Raw genomic sequence first — 17328 nt, 5'->3', positions numbered from 1 at the left:
TTGTAGAAGATGATTTTTATGTACGCGCGTACATTTTCTCATGTGTTGTAACCGTTGTCAATGCTTTTAACATAAAACAGGAAGAGGATCTTCATAAGCAGATTCCCTTCCTGTTTGATTGATCTATGAGTCTAAATCTTGTCCTAAGAATGATGGATAATTCTAATAGATAACCTATGGTTTGGCAGCGACTTTTAGACCTTGAAAAGCGCAGTTTTGTCTACGTCAACACACTATGATTAACTGAAGATTGGCTGAACTCTGCCTGTTCTACTATTTTAGCCGGGCTTTGGATGCGATCTGAGGGTTCCGGCGTGGCTTGCAGTTTCCGTACCTTGTGCAGCACTTCCTTGTTGGGCAGGAAATGTACGGAGCGAATGTAACGGATCGTTTTGGTTTTGGCACGCATAACAATGGAATCTGTCTCAGCACGGTCATCTGCAAGATAACGCACACCGCCCAATATCTCTCCTGGCGTTACACCCGTTGCAGCGAAAATAACATCTTCGGTACCGATCATGTCCTGCATCGTTAAGACTTTGTAAGGATTATCAATGCCCATCTGCAGGCATCGCTGGAACTCGTCTGCATTGGCCGGCATTAAGCGGCCTTGTATTTCGCCTCCCAGGCAAGAGAGTGCAGCTGCAGCCAGCACGCCTTCAGGAGCTCCGCCAGAACCGACGTATAAGTCAATGCCTGCCTCGGGGAATGCAGGCGCCATGGCACCCGCTACGTCGCCGTCACTGAGGAACTTGATTCGTACGCCAACCTTGCGCAGCGTTTTAATCGTGCTCTCATGCCGTGTACGGTCCAGGATCATGACAGTCAGATCCGAAATGTTTTTGTTCAGTGCGGCAGCTGCTTTCTCTAGCGTAACCTCAACCGGGTCTTCGATGCTGACCTTGCCGACCAGTGCTGGACCTACAGCCAGTTTCTCCATATACATATCCGGTGCATGGAGCAGGTTTCCTTTTCCCGCCACTGCAATAACCGATAAAGCGTTGTTCAGTCCCTTGGCCACAATTTCTGTACCTTCAAGAGGATCTACAGCAACGTCAACTTCAGGTCCTTCAGCGTTACCCACTTCCTCGCCGATGTACAACATGGGTGCTTCGTCCATTTCTCCTTCACCGATTACCACCGTGCCGCGAATGGACACGGAATCGAACATGGCGCGCATGGCCAAAGTAGCCGCTTCATCTGCACTGTTCTTGTCACCTCGTCCCATCCAGGGGGCTGAAGCTAACGCAGCCAATTCTGTTACTCGGACAATTTCCAACGCCAGTTCGCGTTCCATTTTTCCCACTTCCTTTCCAGTTTTCAACAGCATACATGGAAAGCACTCCCAAATCCATCGCAAATCCATATGAAAATGATCTATAATCGGCGGAAAATCATTTTTTTGGAATTAACCTGCTTCACTATAAAGGAGCTAATTCTTATCATTTTCTATCGTTATTGAGTTGGTTTTATGAAAGATAACCTGCAGGGGATTCCAACTTTGATTTCGTGCAGCATGCCTTTTTGCTATTAAGAACACGAGAATGATGAATATAAAAAGGAACATTTATTTACGCATTCCAAACTTCTTCAAACAACATATATTAAACATATTTTCGATGTTTGTTTATAATAGTCTTAATTGTTTATCAAGCTTCGAAAACGATTATAATCCTACCCTCTCCAGTGAATAAAGAAGTGGAAAAATCCATGAGGAGTAGGCTATATTAATTTCATAATTCTGAGTTGAATTTTAAATCTGTCGGTAGATGCTGGTTCATATATTCTATACCTCAATATAGATGAGGCTTATAGTAGTTATCGAAAATAATAAGTTTACATAATATTTATTATGTTTTCCTAATTCTCTAAACCCTCAATATTCTCCTTTACGAAATCTATTTGTTGACCATCCCTACGAACTACATAGATGTGATCCGGTTGTTTATCCAAACTCTTACCACTAACTATTAAATGATGTCCCCCTTCAACATTATATTTTCGGATATACAGTCCTGATCCCTCATCTTCATACGCATACCTTTCAAAGTCATCCAAGGTAAAATAAAGACCGGACGAGATGGAGTCGAGAACCCCTTCACGCCCGGTTTTATTCGTTTTTTATTAAAATATCATGAGTTGATCACTCACCTGTACCTCGTGGCTAAATTGCCTTCGTTTCCTCACTACTCTCACTTGCCTTACATACTGCTCTTATAATTCCTCCATATCCGGTGCAGCGGCACAGATTGCCGCATAATCCCGTTTCGATCTGTTCCTGTGTAGGTTGGGGATGATGATCAAGCAGTGCTTTGGTGGCAATGACCATTCCTGGTGTACAATAACCGCATTGAAATCCGCCCTCTTCTACAAAGGCCTGCTGTATCGGATGCAGACTCCCTTCCTGCTCACCATGTAGCCCTTCAATGGTCGTAATTTCACTTCCTTCACATTGATAAGCCATAATCAGGCAGGAGTTGACCGGCTCTCCATCCATAAGCACCATGCATGCACCGCAGCGACCAACTTCACAGGACACCTTGGTTCCGGTCAGATTCAGATGAGTTCGAAGCACATCCACCAGCCGGGTTGTTTGAGCAATGTCAAGATGCTTCTCTTCCCCATTCAGTACTGCTGACCAGATGTTACCAAGCGGCTTGCTCATGAGGGACTCACCCCTTCCTGTAAAGGTACATGTAGTGATTGAACCAGTTGTTCGCGCGGAACCGGCAATCGATTCACCCACACCCCGGTTGCCTGATGAATTGCTGCAGTGATTGCCGGCGCGAGTGCCACAGAACCAATCTCGCCAATCCCTCTCGGTCCAAAAGGATCTCCTTCGGGGAGGTCTTCAATGGCCTCAACCTCCAGATTGGTATGAATATCCCGGATTGTTGGAATCAAATACGTATCCAGATTGGTCGTAAGATATCGACTATCCTGCATGACAGCATCCTCCGTTAGCGTAAATCCGAGTGCCATCACACTTCCACCTTCGATCTGTCCAATGAAGCCCATCGGATTAATGACGGGGCCCGCTGCTACCACATGACGTGTATCGAGCAATTTGGCTTCTCCGGTTAACGTGTTCACTTCTACCTCTGCGGCAACCGCGGCATACGTATATAGATAGTGTCCGCCCACGACATGGTCTGGCGTGGTTGGATAATCGAAATGAGTATCAAATACCCATTCTTCCGCTGTGCCCTGACCCGCCAAATCTGAGTAGGCCGTAACAAAGCCGGAAGTCATGTCCGTGTCAGTAGATGGAGAAGACGTCCCTTTACCTTGAATATGCGATGCTCCCGCCGCTTGCGCTGGTGACAGCTGTTCCAATGATTCCGTCTCTACATCAGTACTAGGCAGTTGGCCTTTACGCCATACACCGCCAGGTCCTGTCACCAGTTCATCAGCCGGAATGCCCGACAAGGCCGAAGCGGCTGATAGGACTCTGGAACGGAACGGGGTTTGCAATCGCTGCAGAGCCATCCAGGCCATCGTTGTCGAACGTGAAGCGGTGCTCGAGCCACTGTGAGGAACCCGATCCGTATCGCCAATGATGATATTCAGATCCGAAGTACTGCATTGGAACAGATCACAGAGCATGATCTCCAATGTAGCGATCAACCCCTGGCCAAATTCTTCGTAACTGAAAGCCACTTCTATTTTCCCTTCGGAATTAAGGGATAGGCGGCCTCCTGCCGGATCCGGGATCCCGTAACCCAATCCGGCACCATGCATGGCAATTGCAGCTCCTACGCCGCGCTTGATCCATGGGGGCTGAGAAGGATCTGCCTGGGGATGCTGATGCTTTTGCCATAATTCAGAACGATCCATGGCTTCCCATACCTGTGACAGTCCATCTGTAGTCAGAATTCTCTGGTTTAACGGACCAGGGTCACCCTTTTCCCTCATGTTCCGTCTGCGAAACTCCCAAGGGTCCATCTTCATGATCTCAGCGAGTCGATCCATTTGGCCTTCCACTGCGAAGATAGCCTGATTCCCACCAAATCCGCGAAATTCACCTGATAGCCCATTGTTGGTGTACACAGACAAGCCTTCCACATCCACATTGGGGATGGAGTAAGGGCCTAGACAATGCTCCGTGCAGAAGTTCAGCACAGGTGCTCCAAGTGTGGCGTACGCTCCTGTATCTGCCGTAATGCGAACCCGGTGAGCTTGAATGATGCCTTCGCGACTGATTCCCGTCTGCATTTCAATTTTCATCGGATGCCGCTTCAGACCTGCACGAACGGATTCTTTGCGGGAATTGTGCATTTTCACGGGACGTCCGCTGGTCAATGCTAGAAGTGCGCCATATGGCTGCACGTTTAATTCGTCTTTCCCCCCGAAAGAACCGCCAATGGGAGACGATACGACACGAATATCTTCCTCAGGACAACCGATAATCCGAGCCAGCTGCATCCGGTCCTTGTACCCGTGCTGCGTGGCTGCGTAGACATTAAGCCTTCCTTCTTCATCCGGGACAAACAGGCCGCCTTCTGTCTCCATATAAGCGTGCATTTGACGAGGAGTGTAATACGTTTCCGTGACAATATGTTCACAGGCCGCAAAAGCCTGCTCCACATTCCCGCGTTTAATCTCGGTGCGATGCAGTACATTGCCCGGTCCATGTGGATGCAGCTCCGGTGCGTCAGGAGCGAGAGCTGCATCCGTGCTGTCCAGCGGGGTAAGCTCCTCATACTCCACTTGGATTGCACCGAGTGCCAGCGCTGCCCGTTCCGGGGAATCCGCAGCTACTGCAGCAAGGGCATCACCGACATAACGTACAACATCTTCGCAAAATACAGGCTGGTCAGGCGTTGCAATTCCAAAACGATTCAGGCCGGGTACGTCTTTGGAGGTAAGGACAGCATACACTCCCTCCATGGCCTCTGCTTCCGTGGTATCTATAGATAGAATGCGAGCATAAGGATAGGTGCTGCGCAGAACTCTTCCATGAAGCATTCCGGGTAGCGTCATATCCGTCAGATACTGGAGTTGTCCTGTTACCTTTGGAATTCCGTCCGGTCTCAAGTGCCACCGTTTTCCGCTATGTTTCCGATTCAGCAGCATGGTCTCTCTCCCCTTTTCTTGATCAAGATTTGAATCAACGCTATAGCGCTTCCCACAGTCCAGCCCCCAGCAAATTTCCAGCAGTCTCTTTACGGTATTGTTCTGTTGCAAAGACATCGCCATAGGTCACAAATTCCGCAGACGCACTCCTTCCTAGCGGCTCTGCTTGCATACGGGAAGCTTCTTCGCGAAGCAGCAGCTGTTCCGACGCAGGTAACCGCATGGCCACACCTGACCCTCCGCCAGCAGCGATCGCAACCTTTTTCCAACGACCATCTGTATCAATCTCTCCTCGAAAAGCAATGGTTACCAGAGATGCGCTAAACGTCTCTCGCCTGCCCAGCTTGCGGTAAAATGCAATTTCTCTCGCATCAGGCTCTTGGTTCTTCAGATCAGAGACAGGCAACTTATCCAGCGGGATCTGGATCGAGATTAACACGTCACTTGGATTGCGACTGCCGTCACGCCCCCCTTTTAACCAGGAGTCTAGTGTACGGATTTCCAACCCTGCGTCCGTCATCCACTGCAGTTCTGCGTTGTATGCGAGCAATGCGGGTAACGTATCGCCAACTCCAGATACAATGTTGCCGCCAATGGTCGCTACATTGCGAATGGACGGCGCAGCTATCGTTTTCACAGCCTCTTGCAATAAGGGTAGATGATGAAATAACCCTTCCGTAATACATCTATTCAATCGGGTCAGGGCCCCGATCACCATTCGATCTCCATCCATATATACGTCACTTGTTCCTGGAATACGGGCCAGACTGATCATATGCTCCGGTGAAGGTACAAGACCGCCTTCCCACTGGGTACGCAGCAATGTTGCGCCTGCAGCGTAGCAGAAGTTTCCGTTCAGCCTGTTCCTCAACATCCGGAGTTCTTCCAGATCTTCCGGCTGCCATACCGATGGCATCGCTCCTGACCCATATGCTGGTATTACCATCGTTCCATCCCCTCTCTCTTATAAGCACGATATAGGACGCTGGATCAGGTCCGTTTAGGCGCTGACTGTTGAAGAAAATTCATCCTACAGGATCCAGATAATTCTTCAAATCATATGAGACTATAGAGTTAGCGTCAATTAGCTTCACATCGATTTGGATAAATGTATAAATACGAACCACGTTTTGTGCTTCATGCATGATAGGAGTTACGATACCTAACACTATTTCTCACGTGAAATCATATACACAACACAAAAAGGCCAACCAAACGAACTGGATGACCTGTTTATGTTAAGAGAGCAGAGATAAGTAGATACCCTACGACTACGTTGTATTTAATTGAGGGGCATGTTATTGAGTTAAAATTACTTCATTTGAGCTGATTCATTTACATAATCTATGATGCGTTCCAGTTCAGCCTCCGTATCAGCGTCCCAGAAACAAAAGTCAGGCAAGTTTACCTGAGTTCCAGAGAAGGTGGCATTACGCATTATCTTCCGCGCACCCTCATCTCCGACAAGAGCAAGGAGGTGATCAAACATATGAGAGCGAAAGGCAACAGGAGGCTTCCGTCCCTCGCCGTCCGCAGCAGCTGCATAATCAGACTGTGTGTTCAATGCAAGTGCTGCCGAAACCTGATTAATATCCTGCGCCCTTATTAAGGGCTGGTCCGCCAAAAGAATCATTACACCTTCTGCCCCGTATGCCTTGGCTTCCTTGAGACCACATTGAAGCGATGCGGCCATCCCAGAAGAATATTCTGTACTGACAGCAATTTGGAGCTTAGTCTCGTCCCTATAGTTAGATGAATTCACTGTTGCCTGGAGTACATTCTCGGGGAGCCATTCCAAGGAATCCTCCGGTTTCACCACACAGATGACCTGTTCTAGTTCAGAATCGAGAGCCGCTTGAAGCGACCAGGCCGCGACTGCTCTCCCATCCGGCATAGCCACTGCTAATTTATCTCGGCCAAGACGGGTACTCTTACCTGCGGCGAGCAGAATGCCCGTCAATCGCATGTGTACTCCCCCTTTGAGCAGAGTAGTCTTCAGTCCCAGCAGCGCGCTTGCACGCAATCAGTTCGGCAGCAATGCTAATGGCGATTTCTTCTGGACCCTCTGCCCCGATACTGAGACCTACGGGAGAATGGAGATTCTGTAGCGGTGATAAATCATTCAATAGTCTTGCTGTCCGTGTTCTGGAACCCATAATACCGAGATAGGCATATTCACTTCCCGATAGCAGCTCCAAGAGTTCACGTTCACGCGGAAATTGATGACTCATCAGCAAGAGATAATCCCCACGTCGTATATTCAGCACAGGCATGATCTCAGTGGGAAAACCAAGAACAAGATCTGCATCCGGAAATCGTTCGGACGTACACAGACCCCCTCTCCAATCAGCAATGATGACATGAAATCCAGATACCCTCGCAAGCCTGGCAACAGGTATGGCATCATTTCCCGCCCCAATTATAATAAGTCGCGGTTTAGGAGTATATAGGGTCGTTATTCGTAAAGGCAGATTCCAGAACTCTGCTTCAGTTGATATTACGTCCTTTTCGATTTCTGTCCTGTATGAATCGGAAGACATGCGCGGAACGTCTTCGGAAGGAACAGGTTTCCTATCGATAGAATCAACTCGACGCCATTCATATTGAATAAGGGAATAGTTATGTTGAAAGTAACGGGTAAACTCGGCTGCTGAACCAGACTTGAAACAATCATGCATCTCAGTTAATACACTTCTCAGTTCGCCGCAGACAGGTTCCAGCAGGACGACAACCAATCCTCCGCAGCCAATCGTTTCTCCCCAAGAGAGATCATCTTCAGGGCGCATGTCGTATTCGGCAAATGTCATGTGTCCCGTGTCCAGCACTTGTTTTACACGCGCTTGCAGATCACTTTCGAGACATCCCGGGCTTATGCTGCCATACATTCTGCCTTCTTCGGTCAAGAGCATAGAGACTCCCTGCTTACGGTAAGCATGACCTTCCACCTTGACCGCCGTTGCAAGTACACAGCGTGCTTCACCTGCTGCAATTGCACACAGATCATGCATTTCCATATTCGTCTCCACCTTTCCGAATTGTCTTCAGCGAGCAGCTGTATTACAACGTTTCCTTCTGATAATAACCTAACTCAGATTCTCTTCATCAAACGCGCAATGCTCTTATCCGATTCGCGGAGCACGATGCCACGATCAATGGTCTGGATCTTGCGGTTTTTGAGCACAATGCTTCCATCAATAATAACCGTGTCCACACAGCTCCGAGTCGCGGAGTACACCACACGGGAATAAATATCGGTCTCATACGAAGGATACGTATGGAAATCATCCAGATCCAACAACACCATGTCTGCCTTTTTGCCCACTTCCAGACTTCCAATTTCCTTCGAGAGACCAAGCACTTCGGCACCACCCATCGTTGCCATGCGCAGAACCGTACGTGCATCCATGATCGTAGGCCCATGAGGAACCTTTTGAATTAATGCTGTCAGGCGCATTTCCTGAAACATATCCAGGTTATTGTTGCATGGTGCGCCGTCCGCACCGATTCCCACCGCGATCTGGCGGTTAAGCAGGTCAGGAATTTCTGCTATACCCGATGACAATTTCATATTCGAGCCGGGGCAGTGGGTCACTTTTACCCCTCGCTTGCGAATGATTTCCTTCTCCTCTTCACTAAGCCAGACACAATGTGCAAGGACGAGACGTGGGGTTGCCAGACCGATATGATCCAGATAGACAATGTTACGCATTCCTCTTTCATGTTCGACCAGTTCAATCTCGCCACGATTCTCCGATGCATGCGTATGCACCTTCACATGATATTTGTTGGATAGATCACGTACTTCAACGAGCAGCTCCTCTGTACAGGAAACAACGAATCGCGGACAAAACGCATATTGAATGCGTCCGCCACCGAAACCATTCCATTTCTCCAGCAAATCAACACTTTGCTGCAGCGAGGTTGCCGTATTTTCACGCAGCGGTTCAGGCACTTCGTCGCCATGGTCCATCATGACCTTGCCAGATATCACCCGAATGCCGCTCTGTGCCATCGCCTGAAAAGCCGAATCCGTGTGATGCACAGTCTCCATATCCAAAATGGTCGTGGTTCCACTCGATATCAGTTCGCCGAGCCCAAGCATCGCCGAATAATAGACGGATTCCTCATCATGCGCTGCCTCCAGTGGCCAGATTCGCTGACGAAGCCAATCCATGAGCTCCAGGTCGTCCGCACGCCCGCGGAAGAGTGTCTGGCACAGATGAATATGTGTCTGAATAAAGCCTGGCAGCAGAACTTTGCCACGGGCATCAATAACCTGATCAGCCTGAACGTCGATATGCTCGGCAATCTCTTTGATTTTGTTATCCTCGATCAGCAGATCCCCTGTAAATATATCTTCTTCCGCATTCATCGTGACAAGCTGAGCACCCTTCACCAGGATCGTTCCCATGATAATCTCCCCTATCGTATCTATATCTTTTTTTACGCTGTTTTCATGAGAAACCAAAACCAATCCAAACAGCAACCAAGCCTGGTTACCATCCGATGGCCATGCCATCTCCTCTTGGATCTGCAGCTCCGCTAATCATGCCATCCTCACGGATGACAATCCCTTGCGACTGACCCATAATGTCATCCCATGGCGCTCTGATCTCCACATTATGTCCCCAGCGAGCCAGCGTCTCGCATACGTCATCATGATAGCGATTCTCCACCCGCATCGTGTCGCCTTCTTCACCCCACGTCCGTCCGTAGACCCAACGTGGCAGACCGATTGCTTCCTGAATGGTCAGACCATAATCGAGAACACCCGTAAGTACAGATAACTGCGTCTGAGGCTGCCCTTCTCCACCTTGTGTACCCAGAAGCATATAAGGCTTCCCATTGCGGGTGACAAGACCAGGCATGAGCGTATGAAAAGAGCGTTTGTTGGGTTCAAGCACATTCGCATCTGTTGAATCGAGTGAGAAAAAGGACCCTCTATTTTGCATAATTACCCCAGTATCTCCTGGAACGTAGGCTGCGCCAAAATCAAAGTACAGACTTTGAATAAACGAGACGGCGTTGCCTTCCTGATCGACTACCGCAGCGTAGGCTGTATCCTGCCCGATCGTTTTGGATAAGAAAGGCTGTGCTACTGGTGGTGCAGACTGTATCTCATTCCATAACTCCTCCCCGTAAGTCTTGGATAACAATTGATTCAAGGGGATCTCGCGAAAGTCAGGATCGGTAAGATACCGGTCACGATCACGAAACGCCTTTTTCACCACCTCGGCCATTAGATGGTAGAACTCCGGCGAAGTACGACCTACGGAAGAGAGATCTATGTGTTCGAGCATATTTAACATCATCAATATGGAGAAGCCCTGCGAGTTGGGCGGCATTTGATGAACCTGATAACCCCGGTATTCCGTACTGACAGGCTTTACCCATTCTCCCTTGTGTGCTGCAAAGTCCTGAGGTGCCAGCATGCCGCCATCTTCTCGAATCGCTGAAGTCAGACGATCTGCAAGCTCTCCTGTATAAAAAGAATCCCGTCCTTCCGCCTGAATCAGGCGAATGGAAGCAGCCAGTTCGGTCTGGACGAGCAGTTCACCTTCCTGAAGCAATGTGCCGTAAGGGGCAAATACCGCTCGCAGCGGCGAATGCCCCATAATGAAATCTTCATCCCGTTCCAGCCACAGGCGCAGGTTGCGCGATACCGGACACCCCTTCTCTGCGTACTGCACGGCTGGTTCAAGCAGCTGCTCCCATGGTAATCGCCCGTAGCGGGACCACACTTCCCACCATGCATCCACCATTCCCGGAACCGTTATCGCGCTGAGCACGCCGCGCTGGGGAATGGCATTCATGCCCATTGCTTTGAACGTATCGGCATGAATACCTGCTGCCGAGCGGCCGCTTCCGTTATAGGCGGTAATCTCTCCGCTTGCTCCATCGTGAATGAGGAAAAAGGCATCTCCCCCAAGTCCAGTCATGTGCGGATAAACTACGCCAAGGGCTGCGCTCACCGCAACAGCACCATCATAAGCGTTACCACCCTTCTGGAGAATCGAGCTCCCAACCGCGCTCGCCAAATAATGTGGCGAGGTGACCATCACCTCTCTGGACACGGGCATCTGATTTAACATAAGGCTTCCTCCTTTCCAGCGTACACGTCGAGTGCTGCCTGCACTGCCTCACCCGCAGGTAAACCATGGCGATGACGGAGAAGAACCGCCTCCAGTGCACCAAGCACATGCAGTACGTTTTTGCGCTGACAGCTGAAGCCCATCGTTCCAATCCGCCAGATTTTCCCTTTAAGAGGACCAAATGAACTCGCAATTTCGATGCCGAAATCATGTAGAAGCATGCTTCGTACCGATTCACCATCGATCCCTTCCGGAATATGGATACACGTAACTACCGGAAGTTTGCTGGACATGTCTCCATAAATTTGAAGCCCCATACCCTGAATTCCGGCGACGAGCGCACTTTCGTTAATCCGATGCCGCTCGAAACGGGCTTCCAGTCCTTCCTGAAGCAGAATTCGCAAACCTTCATGTAAACCGTAGAGCATCGATGTAGCTTCTGTATGATGATTCAGCCGGGCAGAACTCCAATAATCCTGCAGCTGACTCAAGTCAAAATAGTTGCTTGCAATGGTTCGTCCCTCTGCTCTCGCGCTTGTCGCGTCACGGAGTCCGCGTTCGACTGTTTTCCGACTCATCAATTTTTTCTCCACACGGCTGTTATATGTCAATGGGGCCATGCCGGAAGGAACGGATAAACACTTCTGCGTTCCGCCCATTACCGCATCCAGATACCAGGCATCCGTCTTAACGGGCGTACCACCTATGGTAGCAACCGCATCAACAACGAGAAGAAGATCTAATTCACGGCATACTTTGCCGATCTCGGCGAGGGGCTGCATCTGGCCGGTGGAAGTCTCTCCATGAACCATGGCCACAATATCCGGCTTATGAGTGTGAATGGCCTTGATTACTTCTTCCGGATCAAAGACCGATCCCCAAGTCGTTTCAATAAATACAACTTCCGCACCGCAGCGCTCTGATATTTCTACAAGCAAATGTCCAAACCGTCCGTATATAGGGACCAATACCTTATCCCCCGGCTGGATTAAACTTACTAACACGGCTTCAATGCCGGAACGTGAGGTGCCATCTACCGGATAACACCACTCATTGTTCGTCATGTATAATTCACGCAGCATGACCATCGTTTCATTCATCAGGGACGTAAACTCCGGATCAAACTGTCCGAGGATCGGGAAGGACAAAGCCCTTAGAACTCGGGGGTCGACTTCAACTGGTCCCGGTGTCATGATGGTTCGCAAGGACGGAGATAATTCTCTATAGCTGGACATGGTCAATCAACTCCCGTAACCGTATTTATAAAGTAGCTGAACGAGAACCCGAAATCCTCGCATCAGGTCCTCCTCAGCTGTGAATTCAAGGGGACTGTGACTGATCCCGCCCTGACTTGGTACAAAAATCATCGCTGTCGGGCAGGCTGGCTGAAAAATCTGTGAATCATGGCCAGCTCCGCTGGGCATATGCATATAGGACAGCTGCTCCTGTTTGCAAATATTTTGAATATCCGCTGTGATCTGTTCGTTCATTGGAATGGGGGCAACCGACAAGTGTTCTTCCCAGTTCAATTCAAGCTGCAGTTTGGATGCAATCTTAAGAAATGCCTGAAGCATGTCATGCCAGCACTGATCTATACTCTCCTGCCGGATATGCCTTATATCAAGCGAGAATTCGGCATGTGCCGCGACCACGTTACCAACACCAGGTTCAGCAGTGATCCGGCCAACCGTTGCCACAAGGGGTTCACCTGCAGCCATAGCAATCGTTCTAACCGCCGTAATCATCTCGGCAGCACCTGCCAGTGCATCCTTCCGCCATGACATAGGCGTTGTACCCGCATGATTCGCTTCGCCACTAATCGAAATGCTCAATCGCTTCTGACCAACGATATCGGATACAATTCCAATCGAATGACCAAGTCGCTCAAGCACCTGACCCTGTTCGATATGAAGTTCAATAAAGGCACCATACTTTTGAGCAGCTGGTCTGTAGCCGCTGTCTGACCCGAATCCGGCTTCCCGAATCGCTTGTGAAAAAGGTATTCCATCCTTATCCGTCAAATGTTGAATGTCTTCAAGAGAGGTGATCCCCGTAATGCTTCGTGATCCCCAATAGGCAAATGGAAATCGGCTTCCCTCTTCTTCGCATAGCGAAACCACCTGCAGCGTACGTTTCGGCGTACCGAAATGCCTTCGTAAGTACTCCAGAGCAAGAACTCCTGCTGCTACACCGTAGGCACCGTCGTACCTTCCACCGTAAACGACAGAATCAATGTGTGATCCGGTCACAATGGGAAGCTGCTCAGCTCCTGCTGCAGAATCTGCAGCTCGTAACGTGCCATATAGATTGCCGGACTGATCGAATTCGGGAAGCAGTCCCATTTGCTCCATCCGTGCAGCCAGGGCATGCTGTGCCTCGCACCAGGCTTTGTCATACAGCAGGCGAGTTACGCCGCCTTTGGCATCAGCTCCGAATGTGGACAGCCAATCCAGCATGTCTTGAAGCTTCACTTCTTCCAGCTGCGGCAAGGGAAGAATCGGCTCTTCCGTCTCGGAACCCATGAACGTTTCAAACTCTGTCATGATACTCCTCCGTTCCGCGCGTGCCATTTTTCCCATACGAGCCAGCAGCAATAAACTGACCTGCTGGATTAGCGGATAGGCCTTCCTTTGCGCCATATACTTTGATCCCTCGGCAGTACACTTCGGCTACGGCACATGCAAATGTACGTCCGATATACGGACTCTGTTTATGCGTATATAGCAAATCGTCCACGTTTAATGTGGTACTGGTATTCCAATCAATAAGCACGAGGTCCGCGTCTTTACCGATCGCAATTTCTCCTTTATTCTCAAGCCCAAGCCTTCTGGCCGGCTGCAAAGCGAGAACCCTTCCGAGTAAAGGCAAGCTTAGACTGCGGCGAAGATGACCTTCATCCAGCATGATCAGCAGCGTGCTCTGCGCACCGGAAATGCCGCCCCATATTTCAAAAAAATTGTCCGACTGTTTCATGGATGGCGGGCACGGTGAATGATCTGATGCGATGACGTCAATAAGCCCGGACGCCAGCGCATCCCATAATTGCTCTTGTTCGGCGCTGCTGCGGAGAGGTGGAGCACACTTCGCGACAGCGCCCAACCGAACTACATCCTGTTCTGTGAGCGTCAGGTAATGCGGGCAAGTTTCAGAGGTGACGTCCTGACCGCGCCCCTTGGCTTCCGCAATTCGTTCTAACGCTTCTCTTGTACTGATGTGCACGAAATGCAGCGGACAGCCGGTTTGTTCTCCATATTGAAGCGCCCTGGTGACGGCCAAGACTTCTGCTTCTGCAGGACGGGATTTCACATAATCCATTGGCCCTGTCTTTCCTTCGGCAATGCTTCTCGCGCCAAGCTGCGCAACCATTTCTTCATCTTCGGCATGAAGGGCAAGTACACGATTGAGTCTAGCTATCTCGTGCATTCCGTCCATAAGCGTTTGCTCATCGGCTCTCGCAAAGATGTCTTCTCCTTCTCCGCCCGGCTCCGACATAAATGCCTTGAATCCGGCTGCACCGGACTCAGCTAAGTTCATTAGCTGCTGCCGATTACCCGGAACTAACCCTCCCCAGAATGCATAATCGACATAGGAGCGATCCTGGGCAGCTTGCTTTTTCATATCCCAAGCTTCCGGACTCGTCGTCGGCGGGACTCCGTTAAGCGGCATATCAACATAAGTGGTAATTCCTCCTGCAGCAAGCGCAGCCGATCCCGAACGGAATCCTTCCCAACTGGCCAGCCCCGGTTCATTAAAATGAACATGGATATCCACTACACCAGGCATAACGGTGAAACCGGCTGCTTCGACTACCTCAGTTCCTTCCTCAACCTTCAGGCTAGAGGATAAAGCTGTGATTTTCCCATCTTGGATACCAATGTCCAGCTGCTGTACACGATCTTTTAAAACGACCCGGGCTCCCCGGATGATCGAATCAAAATTTGCCATTTGGATGCCCTCCCTGTGTCAGAACCTGTGTTCTAAATTCTTCAGCTTCCGCGGTATGTACTGTAACCTCCTGGAGCGATTAGTAAAGGAATGTGATAATGACTTTCCGTATCGGATACGGCAAAACGAATGGGTACAACCGTCCACAATGCTTGCACCGATTGTTCAGGTGAACGAGCTGCATAGTACTTTTCGACGTCAAAATGAAGCTCATAAATGCCTTGCTCCAGACGGCCCCCGGCCAGTAAGGGTGCATCCAAACGCCCATCGCCGTTGGTCACCGATTCGGTAACTTTTATCCTGGACTCCGATTCTCCATCCGTTTGGACAAGATGCAATGCGATCCGAACTCCCTCGGCTGGTACTCCTTGGGATGTATCCAGTACGTGTGTTGTTATGCGTCCTCCAGCCTCTGCCATTACGATCTACCTTCTCTCTTCGAATCATTGTCCTCTGCTTCAAGATCTTCCCTGGTCATTGAAAAACCTTGAAACCCGTATGGTGGCCTTGGCTCGGTATACACTTTGCCTTCTCCTTCAGCCACTTCTTCCAGCACGGTATCCCATGTCCGATTGTTGGATTCAAACGATACTTCACTCAATTGCCCGAAACGCTTCAATACACGGAGTCCGATCTGATACAACAAATGTTGAATGGATGCAGAACGGCATTCGTGGAACACGGCAGCAGCAATATCACTCACTTGTTCAGCGGCCACATAACGTCCGCGCGTATCGTCCATTCCATCTCTTGGGTCGTGGTACCGCCAATTGATATCCAGAAAAATGAACAGGGGACGATCTCTTGTCTCAGGCAGTGAAGTATATTCATCCTTAATAAAACCTGCAAATTCACTCCCCTTGACCTTGATCAGTCGCAGATCAGCCAGACCACTGAAATGGTTACTCCATTCAATTTGATCACCGTTGCGTTCTGCCTCTATTGCAGCCGTACCCCGATCATTTTGCGAATACCGGAATACCATCGTGCTTGATCGATAACTTCCATCGGCACCAATGGGTACATCTTCAAAAGGGATCTGATCCGCTGTCATCTGAACTTTCATCATTTGAGGATATGTCTCAAGAAAGAGCTGACTCACATACGCAAGAAATCCCTCAACGGTAGCACCGGTATAACTCGCAGCGTGCTTGAGAATAAAATTCTTCATGGAATCCGTGGCCACGATGCTGGAATTATCCCCTTCCGTAAACGAAGGCAAGAATGCATCCCCTTGTACAGCTATCTTAATATTCATGCCGAAGAGAACATTGCTTCTGCCGGTAAACGGCGATTCCGGTATTGATCCGATCCCGGTTAGAGGTTTGGCATAGGAGCGATACAACCACACGTCACCTTTGCCGTAATACATCGTTCGTTTCGGCACCACAGCAGGCTTCGGTTCAATTTCATGTTCATGCCCAATTTGGACCAGCCACTTCTCCAGACGGATAGCTGCAATTTTGAATACTTCATTTAAAGCCGTTTGAAATTCTTCATCCCTATTTCGCGAGCGACGCTGACGCATCGATTCGAGAATGGACTGAGCGGTATGACCTTTTACCGCCAATATGAATGGAAAGCCGAATCGGCTTGTATATTCCTTGTTTAATTGATTCAATTCGTCATACATTTCAGGGGAGAGAGAATCCAGTCCAGCACCAGCTTGTTCCTTCACGGAATTGCTGCTCATGCTGATTCTTGCGCCGAGATCGGGATGGTTGCGCAGCAGCTGCAGGATGACGTCGTCGTCAGACGTTTCAACAACATGTTTCATGATATTCATCATGTGTTCTAATGAATTAAAGGGTCGCAAAGTCCAGGTACGTTCAGCCACCCATGGTGATTCCTCAAATAAGCCACCAAAGGTATGCACGAACTGTGTGACAGACCAGCTGTTAACGAGTTTCATAAAATCGCTCATGTCAGAACCTCCGGTCTTCTGTGAATTGTTGTTCTTCATTCTAAGGTTCAGGGCTGGATGCAGCAATAATATTTACGCAATTTTGTAATATAACATAACATCATATTCATGAACTGTTATCTGTGCACAGGAATTAAGGGTCTCCATGTCACATAATCTAAAAAACCGTACGCCAGATAAGGGGCGTACGGTTTGCGATCTAAATTATGATGATAGTTATGAAGCACAAAAGTCGGCAGCTCTGGATTTGTTCGAGTGGTGCATTTCTATATGCGATCTGTTCACTCTCTG

The 17328-nt window shown here is 49.3% G+C and carries 13 protein-coding genes; all 13 read right to left on the bottom strand.

What is annotated here, in order from left to right:
- Positions 1-220: 220 nt before the first annotated feature.
- The 13 genes from glpX to pucL all read right to left on the bottom strand — a co-directional run bounded on the left by glpX (position 221) and on the right by pucL (position 17037).
- Positions 221-1297: a class II fructose-bisphosphatase gene (gene glpX / locus GUA98_RS06005; RefSeq protein ID WP_153978531.1), complete on the bottom strand. Its 1077-nt coding sequence runs from the start codon at positions 1295-1297 to the stop codon at positions 221-223.
- Between the two features lie 867 nt (positions 1298-2164).
- Positions 2165-2665, bottom strand: coding sequence for a (2Fe-2S)-binding protein (locus GUA98_RS06000; RefSeq protein ID WP_193722379.1), 501 nt, complete (start codon positions 2663-2665; stop codon positions 2165-2167).
- Positions 2662-5076, bottom strand: a complete 2415-nt coding sequence (locus GUA98_RS05995; RefSeq protein ID WP_193722378.1) for a molybdopterin cofactor-binding domain-containing protein — start codon at positions 5074-5076, stop codon at positions 2662-2664. The genes GUA98_RS06000 and GUA98_RS05995 overlap by 4 nt, the downstream gene beginning before the upstream one ends.
- Positions 5077-5116: 40 nt before the next feature.
- Positions 5117-6022: an FAD binding domain-containing protein gene (locus GUA98_RS05990; protein WP_193722377.1), complete on the bottom strand. Its 906-nt coding sequence runs from the start codon at positions 6020-6022 to the stop codon at positions 5117-5119.
- Positions 6023-6388: 366 nt separating this feature from the next.
- Positions 6389-7042 (bottom strand): NTP transferase domain-containing protein, encoded by a 654-nt coding sequence (locus GUA98_RS05985; RefSeq protein WP_193722376.1) that lies wholly within the window; start codon positions 7040-7042, stop codon positions 6389-6391.
- Positions 7008-8090: an XdhC family protein gene (locus GUA98_RS05980; protein WP_193722375.1), complete on the bottom strand. Its 1083-nt coding sequence runs from the start codon at positions 8088-8090 to the stop codon at positions 7008-7010. The genes GUA98_RS05985 and GUA98_RS05980 overlap by 35 nt, the downstream gene beginning before the upstream one ends.
- Before the next feature lie 74 nt (positions 8091-8164).
- Positions 8165-9487: a 5'-deoxyadenosine deaminase gene (locus GUA98_RS05975; protein WP_193722374.1), complete on the bottom strand. Its 1323-nt coding sequence runs from the start codon at positions 9485-9487 to the stop codon at positions 8165-8167.
- Between the two features lie 85 nt (positions 9488-9572).
- Entirely contained in the window at positions 9573-11168 is a 1596-nt protein-coding gene (gene ggt / locus GUA98_RS05970) for a gamma-glutamyltransferase (protein WP_193722373.1), read from the bottom strand.
- Positions 11162-12403 carry a pyridoxal-phosphate-dependent aminotransferase family protein gene (locus tag GUA98_RS05965; protein ID WP_193722372.1) on the bottom strand — a complete coding sequence of 414 codons (1242 nt, stop codon included), beginning with the start codon at positions 12401-12403 and terminating at the stop codon, positions 11162-11164. The genes ggt and GUA98_RS05965 overlap by 7 nt, the downstream gene beginning before the upstream one ends.
- A 6-nt stretch (positions 12404-12409) precedes the next feature.
- Complete coding sequence (locus GUA98_RS05960) at positions 12410-13711, bottom strand: Zn-dependent hydrolase (RefSeq protein WP_227779444.1); 1302 nt, start codon at positions 13709-13711, stop codon at positions 12410-12412.
- Complete coding sequence (gene allB, locus GUA98_RS05955; protein WP_153978521.1) at positions 13698-15113, bottom strand: allantoinase AllB; 1416 nt, start codon at positions 15111-15113, stop codon at positions 13698-13700. The genes GUA98_RS05960 and allB overlap by 14 nt, the downstream gene beginning before the upstream one ends.
- Before the next feature lie 41 nt (positions 15114-15154).
- Positions 15155-15532 carry a hydroxyisourate hydrolase gene (gene uraH / locus GUA98_RS05950; RefSeq protein WP_193722371.1) on the bottom strand — a complete coding sequence of 126 codons (378 nt, stop codon included), beginning with the start codon at positions 15530-15532 and terminating at the stop codon, positions 15155-15157.
- Complete coding sequence (gene pucL / locus GUA98_RS05945; RefSeq protein WP_153978519.1) at positions 15532-17037, bottom strand: factor-independent urate hydroxylase; 1506 nt, start codon at positions 17035-17037, stop codon at positions 15532-15534. The genes uraH and pucL overlap by 1 nt, the downstream gene beginning before the upstream one ends.
- Positions 17038-17328: the final 291 nt, after the last annotated feature.

This window comes from Paenibacillus sp. P13VS (assembly GCF_015143645.1).
GTDB classification, from domain to species: Bacteria; Bacillota; Bacilli; order Paenibacillales; family Paenibacillaceae; genus Paenibacillus; species Paenibacillus xylanilyticus_A.
This window is presented reverse-complemented; position numbering and strand designations above follow the sequence as displayed.